5 protein-coding genes are annotated in these 21428 nt (G+C 48.9%); all 5 read right to left on the reverse strand.

Features of this window, described 5'->3' with window-relative positions; all coding sequences use genetic code 11:
• Positions 1-2: 2 nt before the first annotated feature.
• A complete protein-coding gene (locus NXS07_RS06195) occupies positions 3-1145 on the reverse strand; it encodes a Gfo/Idh/MocA family oxidoreductase (protein ID WP_258086378.1) in 1143 nt (380 codons plus the stop codon).
• Entirely contained in the window at positions 1142-2224 is a 1083-nt protein-coding gene (locus NXS07_RS06200) for a saccharopine dehydrogenase NADP-binding domain-containing protein (protein WP_258086379.1), read from the reverse strand. The genes NXS07_RS06195 and NXS07_RS06200 overlap by 4 nt, the downstream gene beginning before the upstream one ends.
• Positions 2221-7671, reverse strand: coding sequence for a non-ribosomal peptide synthetase (locus tag NXS07_RS06205; RefSeq protein WP_258086380.1), 5451 nt, complete (start codon positions 7669-7671; stop codon positions 2221-2223). Before NXS07_RS06205 ends, NXS07_RS06200 begins: the two co-directional genes overlap by 4 nt.
• Complete coding sequence (locus tag NXS07_RS06210) at positions 7668-18764, reverse strand: non-ribosomal peptide synthetase (RefSeq protein ID WP_258086381.1); 11097 nt, start codon at positions 18762-18764, stop codon at positions 7668-7670. Before NXS07_RS06210 ends, NXS07_RS06205 begins: the two co-directional genes overlap by 4 nt.
• A 172-nt stretch (positions 18765-18936) precedes the next feature.
• Positions 18937-21003, reverse strand: a complete 2067-nt coding sequence (locus tag NXS07_RS06215; protein ID WP_038208488.1) for a TonB-dependent receptor — start codon at positions 21001-21003, stop codon at positions 18937-18939.
• Between the last annotated feature and the right edge of the window lie 425 nt (positions 21004-21428).

Consider the following 21428-nt stretch of genomic DNA (forward strand, 5'->3'; position numbering starts at 1 on the left):
CTTTACTCCTTCCTCTCACTTTTCCATTCAGATAAAAAACGCGCGATCTCAGGTGATGCCATCATCGGATCAGCAAGAGAAACGCTTTCAGGATTACCCACTTGTTCCATCAAAGATTTCCACGCGTTGGTCAGGGATAGTAAATATTGTGCATCCGCAGGTGCCGGCGTCTGGCATTGGCCGGCAAATTCACGCAGTGCATGGCGTACCGCCGATGGCCAATGGCGGTTTAATACGTCCTGCAAATTGTCTTGATGATAATTGTCTTCATGATTTGAGAAGGACTGATTCAGGGGCGGTAGAAAATAGTCCGGCGCTAATTCCGGCGCAATCAGTTCACGACATCCCGATGCCGTTTTCACTCTGGGAATATGAAAACAGTTATTCCAGATAACCGGCCCATGAGTATTCGCCAGCAGCAGGTTGCCGCTGGGTAATCCCACACAGATGCGATGCATGATATGAAAATGGTTATCGGGATCGGCAGGATCAAGCTGATTTTGTAAATTCAGCGTTAAGGGAACACCTGCAATCACACCGCGCAATTGGGTATAAGGCGGTGTGTGGTTCATTAAGCCGAGCAATTTATTGTCATAGCTTTCCGGTTGGCTGAATCCACAGGGGGTAAAGCGGCCAAAGATACGGCCAAGAATATCCAATAATCCACAGATAACCTGAACACCGCAGGTTGCTTCGATAAACAGCGCCTGCTGGGTTTGTAGGGCTTCCCGCAGATAAGCAATAAATTGGCGGACGGCTGGCACATGGGGGTAATGGGTATTGACCTGATAACGGCAACCATGCTGGCGAGCCAGTTTTAAACATTCAGCCACGTCACGCAGGTAAACCGGGTGTTCCTGCAAAACAGAAATGCCCCGTTGTAATAACGCTCTGGCAATTTCGCTGCCTTTTCCGCCGACGATAGCGGAACGAATCACGACACAGGCGATATCAATATCATCGGGTAGCTCATCAACGTGGTGATAAAGCGGCACACCGTAAGCCTGTGCCAATTGTTGCGAGCGTTCGCTGCCCTGTGCCAGAATCCCCGCCAATTCAAATCCGGCAAATGCACTTTTGAAGGCAGAAAGGTAAACCTGCCCGAACAGGGTGCCGCAGACGACGACTTTTAATGGCTTACTCATATTTCCCCCTCCTGAAAGAGCACGATTTCATCGTCAGGCAGAAAATCTGAGCTAAAACGGCTGAAAAGAGACAATTCATCTAATTGGGTCAGCAAGGTTCTGATGTTGATGATATCCGGCAGCCAGTAAAGCCCTGTCACGGGCTGTTTCAGTACCTGATGAGCTGCTAGTGCCGCAATACTGCCCGTCAGTTGATAGCTGTTGTTAAAGCGGATTTGAAGTCTGAGCATGGTCGGCTGACCTGCCAGTAAGCCATGCGCTTCCATCAGCAGATGCTGCTGCTCACCTTCTTTTTCCACAAGCTGCTGGCTTAAGGTTATTAAGCGTTGAATCGCATCGGCCTGATTTGCAGGCGCGGTCAGTAACAAGGTTCTGTCCGCCAGCAGGTTGTATGCCGCCAAATGAGAAAGTGACAGTTTTTGCGCGACTCTTTCCTGTTCGAAACTGAAATAAGGCAGTGCATCAAACATTCTTTCTGCTGTTGAGATAGACTTATTTTTTTCTATCCCCGCTCTGATAAGTTGACCGCCGGAGAGGATATATCCCGTTTTGCCCTGCTCTCGCTCCGGTTGCTGGCTGGCAAAAAAATCCTGTGCCGATGTTGCGGTAAAGGCTTCGATACCGCCTGTATACAGGCGGATTTTCGAGACTGGCTGCAAGTATTCCGCAGCATATAAGGGCAGCATTCCTGCCAGCCCCGGAATAAAACCTGCGCCCAGTACACAGGCAGAACGACACGACTCTTGGCGCGTGGCGATCTGTTGTAAGATTTTCTTCTCAACCGCCGGATCACCCGCGACATCAACGTAATGGACGTCCGCATTAAGTGCCGTTGCGGCAATCACATCTTCAATCAGTGAAGCCGGCCCGGCGGTATTGAGCACTAAATCGGCCTGTTGACAGCAGCGAGCTAATGCCGTTCGGTCAAACAGATCTAGCTGATAATAATCGTGATATTCAGGGCGCTCAGTGCGCCCCGCAATCATGACCCGATAGCCCAGTCGGGAAAGTACGTCAACGGCGGCACGTCCTACGGCACCCTGCCCGCCAATGACCAGTACGGATTTCCTTGTCGTCATTCTGCTTCCCTCATTTTGCCCTGTTCAATATGATGCACCAGCGGATCAATATTGCTGACATTCATGCAATTAAAATGATCGCCATTCAGATCGAGATAGGTGACATCGCCAATGCAGTTGGTCTGCCAGAACGTCTTCATATCCTGCTGCAAGGCCGGTAACAGGTGGGTATTTCCCTGCTGGCAGGCAAAGGTCATGTCTCCGGCAAAATATTCCGGCTGGTAGCCACAGACGCCTCGAATACTGTGGCGGAACACTTTAACCCTCTGTTTCCACTGGGTCTGGCTGACGTCCGATTGAGCCGATGCGGTTCCCTGAATAGCAGCCAATAACTGCGATAAGCGCTGGTCTTCGGGTTGCTGCTGAACTTGTGCATACGCGGCCGCCAGTTGATGTAACCCTTTTGCGTTAGCACGCTGCGTCACGACATCATGGGTAATGACATCCGGCTTCTCAGCCAAAATTTCCTCATAAATCGCGTCAAGTTGGGGTTTCTCAAATGGCCACGGGCTGGCAATGCCCAGCGCCCAGACAATCGACATATCGATCATCAGGCTATCTTCTATGCGATAGGGGATCTGGTAACTGCTGACAACGGTTACTGATCTGACCGGTGTCAGATTTTCCATCGCCTGTCTGGCAATTTCGAATGTCAGCAACCCGCCCATGCAGTAGCCCACAAGATGGCAATGCGGTGATATCGCCTGAATTTCCTGTAAGTAATGGGCTGCCAGTTGTGGGATCAGATTGTCGGCCGGAATGGACAGGAATGTCTCAATATCTCCCACGCTCAATCCATACACCGGCCCTGATAATTTTTCGACCAATGGCAGATAAGGCAAAATGGTGCCGCTGCCTTCATGGAGAATAATCACCGGCTCGCCATCGCCTGGTTTCAGGCAGGTGACGCGGGTACGCTGGCTCTGCTGAGTTTCCTGCTGTTCTGACTGGCTGCGCAAATACGCGGCCAGTGCCCTGACTGTCGGCTGTTGCAGTACCTGCCTTAAGCTCCCTTCCCAGGGAACGTGATCCGCGCCCAGTGTTTCCCGGATGCGGTTGATCCATTGGGTAATTAACAAGGAATCGCCGCCGCTGGTGAAGAAATCATCATCAGCCCCGATGGCCGGATTGCCAATGACTTCGCGACAAAGCGTCAGTAAGGTCATCTCCAGCGGATCATCGGTCTGCGGTGATACTATCTCTGCCCGGTTTTGCGTCTGATCAGGCAAGGCAGGAAGCCGTTTGCGATCTAACTTGCCATTTGCGGAGACAGGTAAGGCATCCAGGATCGCCAGTTTAGCGGGAACCATGTATTCCGGTAATTGATCCCGCAGGCTGGCCAGTAACGCCTGAGGTTCACAATGCTGGCGACGTGAGTTGAACTGCGCCAGCATAAAACTTTGCCCCATCTGATATAACGCGTCATCAGCAGGCGGATAGGCCCAAACGGTTTCGCCTCCCACATCGTGCAGCGCATTCAGCCAGTTTTGCTGCGGCATAAATGGCGAATCCAATTCAAGCCGTTCATCGGCAAACTGGGTTAAGCCGTGCTTAAATTCCATTGATGTCATTAACTGATAATTATCGCGGGTGGCTTCAATGATCAGCATCCAGCCACCGGGAGTCAGAAGCTGGCGCAGATTATCCAGTCCCTGACGGGCAATAATGGCGTTGTGCAGCACATTGGCAGAAATAATCAGATCAAACTGGCCGCAATCCAGCCCCTGTTCCGTGGGTGACTGATTGAAATCAAACAGCTGATAGTGAACAAAATCAAATTGTTGATAACGTTTTTTGGCTTCATTCAGGAAGAAGGTTGAAACATCCGTAAAGGTATATTCGACGTTCCATCCGGCCAAATGCGGGATCAGCACATTACTTGTCCCGCCAACACCCGCGCCGATCTCCAGCACTTTCAGGCAACGATGCTGTTGCTGATTTACTTCAATCGCTTTTTTCTCGGCGGCACTGATCAATAAGCGGTTCATGAATTTGCTGATCAAATTGTTCTGATAAGCATGGGTCGCGACGTCAAGGTTGCCATCCGGGAACAGTAAGTTAAGGGGATCTTCTTTCCCCTGTAGCAATTCAGGTAAACATTGGCTGCTGCGTTCCAGATAGGTCAATAAGCCGCGATCGTCATCCAATTGCGCCATGAGCCGTTCGCATTGCTGCCAGTCGTCATTGATCTCGCTCTCAGAGACCGGTTTGATTAAACGGTAATGATCGCCTGTCTGTTCCAGATAATCGTGCTGTACCAACGCGCGCAGCCAGCGTCGGGTTAGTTGCCGGTTTTCTTCTGCAATGTTGCCTTTCTGAATGATTTCATCAAGGGTTACGGTTTGATGCATTGGCAAGGTCTGCATTGCTGATAAGGCTTTCACCATCTGCATCAATGCCACCTGATCCAATAAGAAGAACAGTTTTTCGATCAGTGCCTTATCCAGCGATCCTGCTGTTTGTTCAGCTATCGCGCGGATCTCTTGCACTGCCTGTCGGCAATAATCGGCGTGCTGCTGGCTTTGAGGTGATAAAGCCGGCAATTGGGCAGGTTCTACGTAAGCATGTAATTCAGCCTGATGTTTATCGCCGGATTTAATCACTGCCGCCTGAGCAACAGGCGAGGACTTCAACAATAACGCTTCAATTTCTCCTGTTTCCACCCGATAGCCACGGATTTTGACCTGATGATCCATTCTGCCCAGAAATTCGATAACGCCGTCAGTGGTATAGCGGCCAAGATCACCTGTGCGATACCAGCGCACGCCGTTAGCGTCAGTGAAGAAATGGTGTTCGGTTTTCTCTTCATCGTGCCAGTATCCCAGCGCAACACCCCTGCCACCAATCCACAATTCCCCTGCGACCCAATCAGGGCAATCTGCACCTTGGGGATCAACCACTCTGAATTGCTGGTTGGTCAACGGAATGCCATAAGGAATGCTGGTCTGATAATCGACCTGCGGATCGACCTGCCAGCAGTTTGACCAGATCGCCGCTTCGGTCGCGCCTCCCAGACTGAGTTGCGCGGCATTGGGTAACGTCTGCGCCATTGCTTTAGGCAGGCTGACGGGCAGCCAGTCGCCGGAAAGTAAACTGTAGCGCAGCGAAGGCAGAACGAGATTTTCGGCTGACAAATACGCTGTCAGCATTTTCATTTGTGCCGGTACGGAGTTCCACAGGGTGATTTGATGCTGCGCCACTAAATGCGCCCATTTGGCCGGATTCTGTAAATCCCCCTCATCAGGAAATACCAGCGTTCCGCCTGCACCCAATACCCCAAACAGATCAAAAACAGATAAGTCAAAACTCAGACGCGCCAGTGCCAGCACGCAATCATCGGTGCTCAGGGAGATCCTCTGCCGCAGATCGCAGATCGTGTTGTAAGCCGCATCATGGCTGATCATCACGCCTTTCGGCTGGCCGGTACTGCCTGAGGTGTAGATGATATACGCCAGATCCTGCGGTGTGATGCTGACAGGCTCCAGACTTGGCAGATCGGGATACGCCTCTGATCGGTGAAGATTGAGGGCATGAAAACCCGCCGCCGTAAGTTTAGTTTCCTGCTCTTCTTCCCCTGCAATAATGACGGTTTCCACAAGAGCGTCCGACAGAATCTGGACGATTCGCGGCCACGGCTGGCTTGCATCCACCGGAACATAAGCGCCGCCCGCCAACAAAATAGCCAGCGCCGCCACAACCTGCTGATGGCCTTTTTCCAGCAGGATGGCATAACGCCCTTTACCCGACAGTTTTTTCGCCAGTTTCTGCGCCTGATCCACCAGTTCGCCGTAAGTCATCGTGCGCTGCGCATCGATCAGCGCAATCGCTTCTGGGGTTTGTTCTGCCTGACGCAGAATATTGTGATGAAGCAGCGCGGGTTCAATCGGCGCTGCGGTGGCATTGACCTGCTGGCGAACTTGCTGCTGTGCCTGTGGCAACGACAAGGTCAGTGAATGTTGCCAGACCGTTTCATCGGTAATAACCTGCATGACGGCATCAATAAATGCCGCAAACATGGCATCAATCATGCCGGCCGGGAAAATATCAGCCAGAACATCCCAGTTAATGCGCAGCCCTGACTGGAGTTCCATCACCTGACAGTCAATCCAGACTTGTGGCGTCTGACTGATGCCGTAGCTAAATTCAATGTCCATCTGTGAGGCAATAATCGCTTCCTGCGCCTGCGTTTTTCCCTCGCCTACCAAGGCACTGGTAAACACCACCGGCATTTTTGCCTGTTCTTTACCGCGCTGGCGTACCCATTCCCGGATCACTTCGATACCGGAAAAGGCGTTATGTTCCAGATCCTGCCAGAGCCGGGTCTGGATCTGTTCGACACGCTGGCGCAACAAACGGGAGTCGCGCAAATCCACTTCCAGCAAGCTGACGGAAGTAAAATCACCCACTAATTTTGCTATCTCCGGATGCGCATCAGGGCGGTTCATGACCGTCAGATTCAGGCTGAAATGACGGCTTTCAGACCATTTGGCGATCGCTTCACTAAATAGCGTCAACAGTAACGCGGAAGGCGAAACGCCCTGTGATTGGCAGATGTGCTGTAATTCCTGCCATTGCTGAGGAGGAAGCTGGTAGTCGTGGCGAACAAATTGCGGGGTGTTCTGCAATTCCGTACGCAAAACCGGTAATTGCGGGCAGGCGGGCAGATCCGCAACGCGATTTAACCAATATTGACGCGACTGGGCATAATCACGCCCGTGTTTCTGCTGGCGCTGATATTGAATGACATCACGGAAACTGATCGCTAACGGAGCTTGATCTAGCGGTTTGCCGCTGTATCCGTTCAGTAATTCAGCCAGTAAGATCTGGACACTCAGAAAGTCCGCAATCAGCAGGTCGATACTGAAATGCAGGCAGGCTTTACCATTTGCTTGACTGACTTTTAAATCAAACAGCGGCCATGTGTCGGTCTGGTATACCCGATGCGACATGGTTTCACGCAGTGATTCCGGCGGTTGCGAAACCGCCTCAATAGAAAAAGGCTCCACATAAGGCAGAATCATCTGCTCACCATTGGGCATGATTATCGCTCTTAACATGCCGTGGCGAGCAATAAGCTGGTTCCACACCTGCTCTAATTTATTGATCTCCCAAGCCGGGGATAAAATCTCAAAATAGCCATGACAACCGACACCGCCATATTCGAACAAGCTTTGACGCCCGACAAAATAAGCCGCCTGTACATCGCTTAATGGGAAAGGTTCGTGCTGCCTTTCAGGATGGTTCAGGAATGGACTCTGATGCTGCCAGTTTTGCAATAACTCAATCAGTTGAGGCTTTAGTGCTTTTAGTTGAGCAATAATATCGGGAGTCATGACGCCTTCCGGCGCCCTGAATTTTAATGTTTCTCCCTCCATCCAAAAACGAACCTGTTTATTTTCAAGACTGAAAAGAAGTTCGGTAGCCTGATGCTGCATTTCCTGATTCATAGTGAACCTTCCTCAAATTGAATATCTGCTTCATCCATGAATGTGGATTCAATGGTCTGGGCGATGTGTGAAATAGTCTGTAAGCTAAATATTTTCCACAGCGGTAATTCAATGCCATGATGCCGACGCAGTGCCGACGTTAAACGGGTGGCAATGAAGGAGTCACCGCCAATGGCAAAGAAGTTGTCATGAAAATTAATGTGCGGAATGTCTAATAAGAGTTTGAGCTGATCACAGAGAAGTTGCTCCGCTTCCGTTAACGGACGTGTGGTTTCCACGGCACGGACATAAGGGTGCAGCAGGGTTTCAAGTGCCTGATGATCACGCTTGCCGTTATCCGTTAAAGGCCAGCGCTGACAGTGACCAACGCGAGTCGGTATCGAATATTCCGGCAGTTTCTGACGCAATGCGTCCATGATATCGCCCCAATTCGGTTCATCGTGGGACATCACAACGGCAGACAACAATGGACGATCATGTTGTTGAGTGACAAAAACCAAAGCGTCTTCAATATCAGGGCAGGTTTTCAGCACATGCTGGATTTCTTCCAGTTCCAGACGGTAACCCGAAATTTTGACCTGCTGATCTTTGCGTCCCAGAAATTCGATCACCGCACCCGGACGGTAACGCCCCGTATCACCGGTACGATACCAACGCTGTCCCTGATGGCTGACAAACTGGCGTTCTGTCCGTTCCCTGTCACCAAAGTAGCCCAGAGCAACACCTTTCCCGCCGATCCAGAGCTCTCCTGTTACCCAGTCCGGGCAATCTTCATTGATTTCATTCACGATGCGGAATGATTGATTAGGCAAAGGAACGCCGTAGGGAACAGATCGCCAGCCAGAAGCCGATTCATCCTCTTGCCACTCGTTGGCTAACCACTCATCGGCTAAGCAGTAGTTAGACCATATGGCTGCTTCCGTCGCGCCGCCCATCGCCACACACTGAGCATCCGGTGCGAATGTTTTCAGGCGCTGCGGCAATGCCGGAGCCACCCAGTCACCAGATAACATGACTAAGCGTAAACTCGCCAGCGCACCGTCGGTCTCCTCATGTTGACTAATCAGCAGCACCATTTCGAGCAAAGCAGGAACACTGTTCCAGACCGTGACCCGATGCCGGCTGACCAGAGACAACCAAGCGGCGGCGTCTTTTTCCTGCTGCTCTGCGACGATAATCAGCGCACCGCCAACCGAGAGCAGCCCGAAGATATCCCAGACGGAAAGATCAAAGTGCAGCGCTGAGAGGGTAATTCCCCGGTCTTGTTCATGCAGATGATGCTGACGGTTTACCGCTTCAATGGTATTCACTGCCGCACCGTGGCTGATAGCGACACCTTTTGGTATTCCTGTGCTGCCCGAAGTGAAAATAATGTAGGCGAGATCCTCTGATGTCACCGCCAGCGGTTCAGGACGCGATGCGGAATCAGGCTCCCCTTGTACAGACAGCACCGTGACCGTATCCGGCCATGTCAGTTCAGGGTGACTGATGACGTAGCGTATTTCTGCTTGCTCAATCACCTGCTCTCTGCGATATAGCGGCCATTGGCTTGATAGCGGTACGTAGGCAGCACCCAGCCATTGCACAGCCAGTAACGCGATGATCTGTTCACCACTGCGGGGCAGTGCAATACCTACCAAATCTTTTTCTCTGACGCCCTGCTCGGTCAGATACTGCGCCAATTTTCTGACCGCCTGCTCTAGCTGCTGATAGCTGATTACGCTATCGCCCTCCACCAGTGCCGTTCGCGGGGCAAATTTCTGCATCGCTGTAGCTACACGGCAGTGCAGCGGAGAAAAATCAAACGGCGCGCGGGTTTCATTCACCTGCTGGCGGCTGATTTGCTGAGAGGCAGGCAGCGGTACAGCCAAAGGAACATGCCAACTTTCCGCATCCTCCAGTTTTTCCAGTAACTGGCAATAAGCACTGAACATCTGATCAATCATCTGGGCAGGAAACAGCGCTTCCACCCCATCCCAGTTGAAATGCAGCTCGCCTTCCCGCTCAAAGACCTGATGATCAATCCAGACCTGCGGCGTCTGTGATATTCCCCAGATCGAAGCAGGGAAATCAACGTCAGGATAATCCGTCACCTGCGCGCCCAAAGCGCTGGTAAATACCACTGGCATCGTGACATCCGTGGTTCCACGCTGGCGATTCAGTTCCCTGATTACCCAGACGGCGGAAACATCTGAATGCTCCAGATCCTGCCAGAGCTGCTGTTGAGTCCGCTGGACACGCTCAAACCAACTTTCGTCCTGATATTGCTGACAGGCCAGTAATAGCAGAGAGGTGAAATCCCCCATAATATGGTTGATATCAGGATGGCAAGGCTGGCGATCAAACAGCGTCACGTTGATCGTCAGAGCCGCAGATTCAGACCATTTCGCCAGTACTTGCGCATAACAGGTCAGTAACAGGCAAGAAGGCGTGATTTGATAGCTGCGCGCTTTGGCGGCCAGTTTTTGCCAGCGAGCCGCGGGCAGAACGGACTGCCAGCGTTTGAATTTTGGCGTTCCCAGCGATTTAGGATCGCATACCAGAGGCAAACGCGGCGCATCAGGCAATAGTTCCAATCTTTCACGCCAGTAGTTTTCTGAGTTGTTCTCTGATTCTGGTTTCAGATGCGTTGCAGTCAGATAATCACGGAAGCCGATATCAACCGACGGCAAATCAACGGCGGCATTGGCATAAAAAACCGCCAGCTCGGTGAAGAAGATCTGCATACTGAGGCCATCCAGTATCAGATTATCCAATCCAAGGCAGAAGCGGCTTCTGCCGTCATCGGACTGAATCAGTGTGGCGTGGAATAACGGCCATTGTGCCGGCTCCAGCACGCGGTGTGACAGATATTCCCGCTGGGTTGCGGTAACGATTTCCCACTCATCAGCACGACAAGAAATCATCGTGAGTGCTGATGAAGGCTGCTGCGCCAGAACCCGCTGAGCGCCGTGTTCATCAAATACGATGCGTAACGCATCATGACGGGCGACCAGTTGTGAAAGCGCTTTTTCAAGCCTGATCGGATCAAATGCCGTTCCCTCATTCCCGTGATATTCATACTCATTGTAATAATGCGTGGCGACGCCACCGAGATGGAACCCCGCCTGGCGTCCCATCAAATAAGCCCGCTGAACATCCGTGGGTTCAAACGGCGCATAACGCAGTTCCGGCTGATGAATTAACTGAGCTGACGGCGATACTTTCGCGCTGAATGTGATGGAACTGGCAAAATCACGCAACACGGGCAGCGAGAAGATCTGTGCCAGTGTGACATCCACCACGCCTTCTTTTTCCAACTGAGCGACGATGCGGGTTGCATGTAAGCTATCGCCTCCTGACAGGAAAAAGTTACTGTCAGCCTGCGGCACAACACCCAATATCTGCTGCCATACCCGCGCAACGCACTGTTCACGCTCATCAGATAAAGCCGCTTTTTCCGCCGGATCAGTAAATATCTCAGGTCGTACAGCCGCCGCTTGTGCCGCCAGTGCATTACGGTCAATTTTGCCATTGGCCGTGAGCGGGAACGGCGTTAATGACGTGATCTGCGCAGGCAGCATATACACCGGCAAATACTGCCGCAGATGCTGCATCAGTGTTTCACGGTGGATCAGTGTTTTCGCCTGTCGGCACTGGCAGATAAACAGCATAGAATGAGGCTGAACAGCTTTGACAGCATGGAGAACCAGCCCGGCATCGCTCAGGGTTTGCTGCCAGTCCTGCTGATTGAGTAGCGGTGAAAACGCACCTTTGCGCTGATCGCTAAAGCCATTCTGATCTTGCAACAATAATACGGTCAGCAACGCCAGTGGGCTGAGTGTCAGACTTTCATACGCATAAATGAGAGAATCCGTGCCACAGAGTAATTTGAGCGCCTCGATTCCCTGAGCAATATCGCTAAACCGATGCAAGGCATTGTTGGTGATCACAATATCGGCAGAGAATACCACCTGCTCCGGCGCCGATATCACGTCAACCGTATGCTGATAGCCTGCCAGACGATATTCAGCCAGTTTTCTCAGAGAACCCGCCGATTCCATCAGGCAATAATGGACGCTCTCCGCTTTCAGACGGCTGAGGAGATAACTTGCCAGTATGCCACTGCGGCCATTTAATTCAGCCACTCGTACCGGACGTTGTAACTGTGCCGATAAGCTTTCAATTTGCTGGCAAAGCGCATCCGCCATTGCCAGCGTATCCGGTGAATAAGCAACTAAGTTCTCCGGCGAAATGACCGGATTATCCAGTAATAACAGCGGATTTTCATTGCCCGTTAAGACCGCCACCAGCCATGTGGCTTTCTGTTCGATGGCATGATGGATCGATAATAATCTCTCATCATGGATAGCCAATCGGCGTTGTTGCCAACGTGCAGTTGCCTTGAAACGGTCTGAATGACACTCCAGCATTTTCTGTTCAACCAGCCACGCCAACCAAGCGCCAAATAGCGGTTGCCATTGCGCCGTAATACCCGCTTTTTCCAGTAATACTTCGCTGGATTGACAGTCAGTAAAATCAAGGGCAAAAACATCGGTCAGAATATGATGCAGCAGATGACTTGTGATTTCTTTTTCATCATGACGCTGATCAATGGCAGTGATGTGATCGGGCAGTTCGCTCATCACAGCATAGGCTGGCGCGGTTAATTCACGGGAGCTGTGCTGTTCTTTGCCTTCGATAAATAGCTGGATATGTTTTTGCGGCTTATCCAAAAACAAGGCCACTGCATGTTTAACCTCCGTCAAACGTTCGGCAACCGCTTCAATTTCGCCGAGTTCAATCCGATAACCATGCAGCTTTATCTGCCTGTCCTGACGCCCCAGAAATTCCAGGCAACTATCTGACCAGAAGCGGCCAAAGTCTCCGGTTCGGTAAAAACGCTCTCCCCCTTGGATCACAAACTGCACGGCGGTCTTGTCGGGATCAGCGTAATAGCCCAATCCAACGCCTTGCCCGCCAATCCATAGCTCACCCGTTACCCAATCCGGGCAATCCCGCCCCTGGTTATCAACAACGCGATAATATTGATGCGCCAGAGGATAGCCGTAAGGAATTGAATTCCAATGCGACGGGATCACTGAAACGTCGATGGCATTCGACCATATCGCCGCTTCGGTCGCGCCGCCCAGCGCGGTAAAGTTCGCCCCGCTGCCCAAAGCCCTCAAACGCGGTAACAGATCCAGCCCGACCCAATCGCCGGAAAGGAGAATCTGGTTCAGCGAAGCAGGCAGCCCGCGCGGTTCCTGTTCTGCCGCCACCAGCAGCATTTCAAACAGAGCCGGTACGCTATTCCAGTGCGTGACCTGATTCTCATGTAACAAAGCAAGCCACTGCTTCGCCTCTTTTTCCTGTCCCGCATTCGGTAAAACAAGAGTTCCGCCGAGGGAGAGAGAGCCAAAAATGTCATAGACCGATAAGTCAAAATTCAGCGCCGATAACGCAAAAATAGTCATGCGCTGCTTTTCGTTATTTTGACTAACGCTATAACGGAAATTGATGTCATCAACGGTATTGGCAGCAGACTGATGTGAGATCACCACGCCTTTCGGTACGCCCGTCGAGCCGGAAGTGAAAATGATATAGGCAACATCGGAAGGATGGCCGAAAACAATCTGCTCAATCGGGAGCGTGTTCGGGCTTTTTGCGGCTATATTCAGCCAGCCATAATCGGTTTGATCGTCTTGTATCTCACGCTCTTGATGACCAATAACTAAACGGATATCAGACTGGCTGATAATCTGCTGCAACCGCTGCGCTTTGATTGCAATATCCAGCGGAACATACACCGCGCCCACGAAGTGACAGGCCAGTACCGCCACGATTTGCTCAACACCTTTCGGCAGCAGCAAGCCAATATGATCACCATGCTGGATCTGTCGATCCTTTAAACGCCACGCCAGTTCACGCACCTGTTCACTGATTTCCTGATAAGTCAGGGCGATCCCTTGGCTTATCACCGCAATATTCGTCGGTGTCTTCTCTGCCCAGTGCCAGAATTGCTGATGTAAAAGCCGGGGAGCCAACGGCGGGATTGGCTCGTTTTGAGGTGGGTTTCTGCGCAGTGCTAATCGCGAAGGCGCAATATAGGCCGTGACCGGTGCATGTAATACCATTTCATCCTGAACTATCGCCATAATCAGTCGGGTCATAAAGCTGAACATCTGATCGACCATGTCTACAGGAAATAGCGTATCGACCGTATCCCAACTGATCAGTAATTCCTGTTGATGCTCCATTACCTGACAGTCAATCCACACCTGCGGCGTTTGAGAAGTCAGGTAACTGAGTGTGCCCAGTGTTTTTTCACTCAACAGATCCCGCCCAAGGTTACTGGTGAAGACCACAGGCATAGTCACCTGCTCTCCCCGCTGCTGTGACCAGTCACGCAAGACCTGCACCGCACTGTAATCAGCATGATCAAGATCCCTCATGAATTGCTGATTTAAACGACGCGCATGGGTCAGAATGCTATCGTCCGCCTGTGTTTTGCAGGCCAGCAATAACAGTGACGTAAAATCAGCCACCAGCTTCGATAGCTCCGGATGTTCTCCCCGCCGATTAAAAATGGTCAGATTGAGTGAAAAATCAGGCTCTTTCACCCAGCCTCTTAAGGTTTCAGCAAAACACCCTGCCAATAACATGGAGGGGGTGACACCATAACGGCGGGCGATATTTTTTAACCGACCCCAACTTTCCGCCTCCAGCCGCCAGTCACGATGGCTGAATTTCTGTTCATTCAATTCTGCGGGCTGCACTGCCAGCGGAAGTTGAGGTGCCAAAGGTAATCCTGCCGCAACACGTTGCTGCCAATAGGCTGCATGTTCAGTGTTATTGGCGTTTTTTAAATCCAGATCCAGCAAATACTGTGGGAAATTGTAATTCAGGGGAGTGAGTGACAATTCCGGCTGGCGAATAAATTCGCTCAGTTCATCCAACAGGATCTGAAGGCTCATGGCATCCGCTATCACCATATCAACATTGATATGTAAGCAAGTTCCCTGAGCACTGTGGCTGGCAATTAACTGGAAGCCGCTTTCTTGAGTCAGATCCGCCATTCGATGCGATAACTGACGTCTTAAGTTCATACGCTCGGCAGAACAGGCTTCATCAGATAAATGTAGCCATTGGTGACTGCTAACAGTAACCGGCTGATCATCGCGGATCACCGCCAATCCCTGCGGGTTAATGCGCATCCGCAGCAGATCGTGCCGCTGAAACAGCTTGTTGACCGCCTGATTGATGGCTGAATCTGGCAGTGAAACACAGTCCAGTTCGAGATAGACCTGACAGGCCACGTCGCCAAGCACTTGCCCTTGTTGCCGTCCTTGCCAGTAAGCCTGCTGAACAGAGGTTAATGCAAATGGCTCACCATTCCACTGGCCGGAAGAAACCGCAGGCTCTTTTTGTAGCTCATGAGTCACATTTATGCTCTGCCAATACTGCCGCCATGCTGACAAAGTGGTTTTTTCGAACAATTTCGCGAGCGTCAGAGAGACATTCAGTTTCTTGCATTCGTCCACCAGATCCAGCATCTGCAAAGAATCCAGCCCTAAATTGAGCAAGTCTTCATCGTCAGATAATGTACTGATATCGAGGGATAACGTGTCTGCAACCCATGAACGAACAAAATCAAAATTCAGGCGACTGTGCTCTGGCAATGGCGGCTGGTTTTCTGCTTTATCGCCATCACCGATTAACAGCGCTTCTGGCCAGTAACTTTGTCGGTTAAAAGAATACAAAGAAGGTAAAAACACTGACGGTACGCCATCAGTCAGATTTTCTGAGCGTACTTCCGGTTTTCTCAGTACGACTCCGGCCATCGTGCCGGTAAAACTGAACGCATTCACCGCGACCCGATTGATCTCGCAAGAAACCGTTTCACGCTCAAAATGATAATGGTCAAAATAGTCTGCAATTAACGGATTGCATTGGGTAAAGGTAGGATGGCCAAAGGCTTTCTGCTGCTGGATCTGCGCCACTGCCCGCACAACAGCACACAGGCCGGCAGCGGCTTCCAAGTGACCGGTCTGGCTTTTGCTTGCCCCTAAACGCAGTGGCGTTTTTCGCTGACCATATACGGCATTGATGGCGCTGATTTCGATGGGATCGCCTAACGCCGTCCCTGTACCATGCGTTTCCAGTAACGAAATATCCTCCGGCGTCAGTGCCGCATCGGTTAATAACCGTGCCATCATGGCCGCCTGAGCTTTGGGATTCGGGGCGGTTAAGCTGCTGCTTTCGCCGTCTTGTGCGACAACACTGCCTTCAATGACAGCCAGTACGGGATCACCATCAGCTAATGCCTGTTGATAAGGTTTCAACAAACATAAAACCGCTCCTTCACCTCTGACATAACCGTCAGCTTCACGGCTGAATGTGGCACAACGCCCATGAGGTGACAACATGCCCGCATTAATCAGGGCCTGTTCAATTTGCGGTGACAGTAAGAGATTAACGCCGCCCACAACAGCCGCCGAGCACTGTTTTTGTTGCAGGGCATTCATCGCACTATTCAAGGCGACAAGGGAAGAAGAACACGCCGTATCAATGGTCAATGCCGGGCCGGTTGTTCCATAGAATTTTGCCAGCCGGCCAGACGTCGCACTGGTATTGATCCCCGTCGCCAGATAACTTTTGGCATAATCAGGGTTATTCTGCTGCAATAACAGTTGCCCGTATTCACTGCCACTCTGCCCGATATAAAACCCGATATCGCGCTGTTTGACTGCCTTCGGCAACCATCCTGCCTGTTCAAACAAGTGCCAGCTCAGTTCTAATAGAATGCGCTGCTGGGGATCAAGTAATAGCGCTTCTCTATCGGCAATATTGAAAAAATGGGCATCAAATTTTTCAATATCATTGATTGCCCCGATTGGCTGAACAAAACGACGATAACGACTCTGTTCATGACGTACCACAGATTGCCCTGCCGCCAGCCATTTGCCATAGTGCTGCCAGTGTTCATCGGTCTGTCCGGGTAAACGGCAACTAATGGCAATGATTGCGATTTCCTTATCCGCCTTTTTCGGCTCTGCCAACGTCTCATTGGTGTTGATTTGACTGCGATGCTGCTCAATATAATGGGCTAATTGGGCTAAAGTCGGATAAGCAAATAAATCCGTCACCCTCAATTTGTAGTCAGAATATTTGCCATCAAGGTACTGATTGACTTTTTGGCAGAATTTTACCGCCAGCAGGCTATTCAGCCCCGCATCACTAAAACCGCGATGGGGATCAAATGAATCAATGCCCAATAAATGACACAGTGTTTGCTGTAACCCGTTAAAAAGGGGTGAAGACGTTATTGCGACGGGTTCTTCTTCAGCAGAATAGGTCGATACCACCTCAAGCTGATGCGCCAGATATTGCGATAACATATGACGACGACGGATTTTGCCGCTTGAGGTTTTGCTTAATTTGCCTTTTGCCAGCAGAACCACGTTGCCGACCATCAATTGAAAGTGCTTCGCGACTTCCGCCACAATGGATTTCGCAATCGAATCTAATTCATCGTGATTAAGATGGCGGTAAACTTCCGCCATGATAATTAATTCGCCATTATCAAAATCCTGACAAACGCAAATTCCCCCGATTTTTACTCCGGGGCAGAAATGTTCAATAACCGTTTCAATGTCATTGGGCATATAGTTTTGACCGCCCACGATAATGACATCTTTTAAACGGCCACAAATAAATAACTCACCTTGATACAGGAAAGCTAAATCGCCGGTTCTCAGATAGTGATTGCCTGAATGATCGCCTGCCAGCGTGTTTTTAAAGACCGTTTCCGTCAGCGCCTGATTTTGCCAGTATCCCCCTGCCGTTGAAGCCCCATTGACCCATATTTCACCGATCTGCCCTTCCGGCAATGGCCGATGGGTTTCAGGATCAACAATCTGTAATTGCCACTGATGAGCGACCTGACCTGAACTGATTAATTCCCGTCCGTCAGGAGAGGGGATAGCTCTGCCTTTTGCCAGCTCTTCTGCATTAAAGCGCCTGCTAACATAGTCCGTGCCAATCGGTTTATAGCTAATGACCAAAGTCGATTCTGCCATGCCATAGGCCGGTGTAAAACTTTGCGGATGAAATCCCGTTGCCGAAAACCGGCAAGCAAATCGGCTCATGGTTTCGGCTCGGATTGGCTCGGCGGCATTCATCGCCATTTTCACAGAAGACAGATCTAATTGTGTAATCCACTCATCCGTCACCATTGAAGCACAGAGTTCCCAGGCAAAATCAGGAGCAGCTACCGAATTGGCCTGATAATCATGAATTATTTTTAACCAGCGGAAAGGCTCCGAAACCAGATGAACAGGCGGCATAAAATTGCAGCATCCCCCTGATAACAGAGGCAATAACAACCCGCAGAACATGCCCAGATCGTGATAGAAAGGCAACCAGTTAGCTGTGATGATTTTCGGCTGACAATGCTGATGTAATTCCAGCAATATTTCATGCTGCACCCGCATGTTGTCATCATAATTACAGACCGCTTTCGGTTTTGCGGTTGAGCCTGATGAATACTGAAGATAAACGGGAGCATCACTATTATGACAAAGTGAGTAATGATAAAGTGCGTGATATTCTTCCTCTGTCGGAAATACCTGCTCAGAATCAACAAGAGCCGCTATGACTTTATCGACAAAAATTAATTGGCGATCTTTATTCCAGCCTCGTTCCGCAATTTCATCGGCAAAATGGCTGAAAGTCAGAATAAATTCAGGCTGACTATCTTCAATAATATGGTCAATCGTTTCACTGCTGCGATTAATCCGCAAATGACTCGCTAAATGTACAGGAATAGCCGATATGCCACGAATAATACAGGCGATAAAGCTTATGACAAATGATGAGTCACCGGGCATTAATAATAATGCCGGAGACTGCTTTTCCGATCTTGGCGTTAGCTGACTGGCTAATTTGCAGCCAAGCGATAATAAATCCTGATAAGTATAAATTTCGGTTTTATCTTGAGTCCCATTTGTGTTTTTAATGCAATAACGTAAGGCAATATCTTCTTTTGCCTGTTCCGCCTGCTTAAATAAAGTATTTCTTACCCATCGGGTTGAATTTTTTATACTATTCATCGCTATTACCTGCAATTACAAATATACCGGAGACTTAACGTTTATTGGGTATAATTAATTTGTGATTGAATAAGGGCTTTATGTATTCACATAAAGTCCATTCAGGACATAGCTCGTGTGCTTCAAAAAAATAAATGGCTGCCACTATAATTCGACAGCCATAGTTAATTTATTATTGGAATTTAATATTTACATTCACGCCGAAGTTCATTCCTTCCCCGGCACGCGCATACCACTTTCCATCGTCCATCTGGAATGCACGGGTAGCATATTTCTGATTAAGCGCATTTTTAACCCACAATTTCACTGCATAGTCATTGGTTTCATAACCGGCACCAAGATCTAATAAGCCATAAGCAGATTGTTTTTTGCTGTTACTGTTATCGAAATAAGTCTTTCCTTTTACATTGTAATCGGCACGGACAAAGTAGCCATTGAGGAAGTTATAGTCGACACCCACACCATAAGTATAATCTGGTGAGTTAGCCGGGCGATTATTTTTGTAATTCACCGCGGCAAACTTACCTTCAGTGGTTTTGATTTCGGTTGGGAAATCTTTGAAGTTAGCATGGGTATAACCTGCATTAACAGATGCCGTTAAGCTACGCGTAATACGCCACGCCAATTCTGATTCAATCCCACGGCTGACAGATTTACCACTGTTGACGGTATAAGACAGTGGGTAAGAAGCCACTTCAACCTGCTGATCTTTTAAATCAATCCAGAAGAATGAGGTATTCCAGCGTACACGTTTATCAAACCATTCGGATTTAAAGCCGGTTTCATAGTTGGTGGTATATTCAGCCCCATAAGAACGGCTGGATTTTGGCCCTAGGGTATTAAAGCCACCGCTCTTGTAACCACGCGAAACACTGGCATAAGACATGACATTGTCGGTCATGTAATAGTTAACGCCAACTTTAGGTAACCAAGTATCAAATGACAGGCGGTTATTGTCTTGGGATTCGCCCATGCCACTCAGTTTAAAGTCGATATTTTTCTTTTCGTAGTCATAGCGAAGACCCGCGACTAACTCAACATTATCCAGCAAATAATAGCTTGCATTACCGAACAGCGCGTAGTTATCTGTTTTTATATCAGAGTCCCTTAACATCGAGAACTTATTGGGGATATTACGATAATCAATAATATTTTTGTCTTTCTGATGGAATGTATAAGCACCAATCAACCAGTTAAAGGCGCCCTCATTTTTTGAATTTAACCGAAACTCTTGCGATAAGTAATTCGTTTTTCTCTTCATCAGTAACTCACTGATGGAGTTTTTGGTAAAATCTAAATCCTGATTATCAATTTTCTTTTCATCGGTATAAGCACTGATTGAAGTGAAATCAAGATTATCCCAAGAATAGACGGCCTTCACCTGACCTTTATAAGAATCAACATTGACTTTACCAATATAATTGGAATTAACGTATTTACGCCCTTTTTTGATATCATCCAATGCGGCAAAAGACATGTTGCCGTTACGGCGGTTCTGCATATCAAAAGTCGTAATCACATCCCAGTTATAATCGGATGGCTGCCAGCGCAGTTTTAACCGGCCGCTGAAGTCACGATTATTATCTACGTTCTTCTTACCATCATAATCACGTTTAAAATAGCCATCGCTATAAAGGTATTTCAGAGCGGCACGATAAGCCCAATCTTCACTTTGGTTTATACTCCCGCCCAGAATGGCATTTGCCTGCGTGCGATTATAATTACCATAAGAAAGGCCGAAATTATATTCAGGTGAAAAATCCGGGTCTTTAGTGATGACATTCACCACTCCCGCTTCGGTATTACGGCCGTATAAAGTGGCCTGTGGGCCTCTCAATACTTCGATTTTATCAATATCGAGTAATTCTGAATCGTAAGTATTGGTATTCACACCATCAATGAAAAAGCCAACAGATTGCTCCCCTTCCATACCGGGAGTAATTCCCCGCATAGAGAAAAAACCGGCATCAGATGGATTGCCTGCCTTTACCATATAAAAATTGGGGATACGCATTATTGCTTCAGAAATATTTTCAATATTCTGCCGCTCAAGATCAAAATCAGTTAATACACTCATACTGACAGGTGTTTTCTGTTGTTCTGTTTTGATTTTCTGCGCGGTAACGGTAATAGTGTCTAATTCAATCTTCTGATCTTTTTCATTCGTTTCTGCAAATGAATTGAAAGGAATAGAGATTAAAGCTGCCAGCGTCACAGCATCCCGGTTAAATATCATCATCCATCTCCATGAAAATTAAAAATCTCTTATCTAACAATCTGTTAGTTAGATGATATTTACTCACTTTATCTAAATAACAACATGTTTTGATGAGTTATTTATTATCCAGTCAACATTTAATAACAAATTTAATAACAAATTTAACAAAAAAATAATTCAATAATTATAATAATACTTAATGCCATATATTTTCTTTATCTAAAGCGTCGGCATTAAAACACAAATGATTCTCATTCACAATAGTTAGTAGTAACAAAGCGAAATCACCCTTATTCATTTCAGGGATATGTATACCAAATATTAGTTATTAATCTTTATGGGGATAAATCTGATATGTTAGATTTTTTTATTATGAATGATAAAAACGCGTATCAATATGCCCGACAGACCTATTAAAAAAATACTAACGCAAATCTGAATACTTC

The sequence above is a fragment of the Xenorhabdus bovienii genome, assembly GCF_024721015.1.
Classification (GTDB): domain Bacteria; phylum Pseudomonadota; class Gammaproteobacteria; order Enterobacterales; family Enterobacteriaceae; genus Xenorhabdus; species Xenorhabdus bovienii.

Coding starts and splice junctions, on each gene's coding strand:
- NXS07_RS06195 (WP_258086378.1), bottom strand. CDS start 1,145: ATGAGTAAGCCATTAAAAGTCGTCGTCTGCGGCACCCTGTTCGGGCAG.
- NXS07_RS06200 (WP_258086379.1), bottom strand. CDS start 2,224: ATGACGACAAGGAAATCCGTACTGGTCATTGGCGGGCAGGGTGCCGTA.
- NXS07_RS06205 (WP_258086380.1), bottom strand. CDS start 7,671: ATGAATCAGGAAATGCAGCATCAGGCTACCGAACTTCTTTTCAGTCTT.
- NXS07_RS06210 (WP_258086381.1), bottom strand. CDS start 18,764: ATGAATAGTATAAAAAATTCAACCCGATGGGTAAGAAATACTTTATTT.
- NXS07_RS06215 (WP_038208488.1), bottom strand. CDS start 21,003: ATGATGATATTTAACCGGGATGCTGTGACGCTGGCAGCTTTAATCTCT.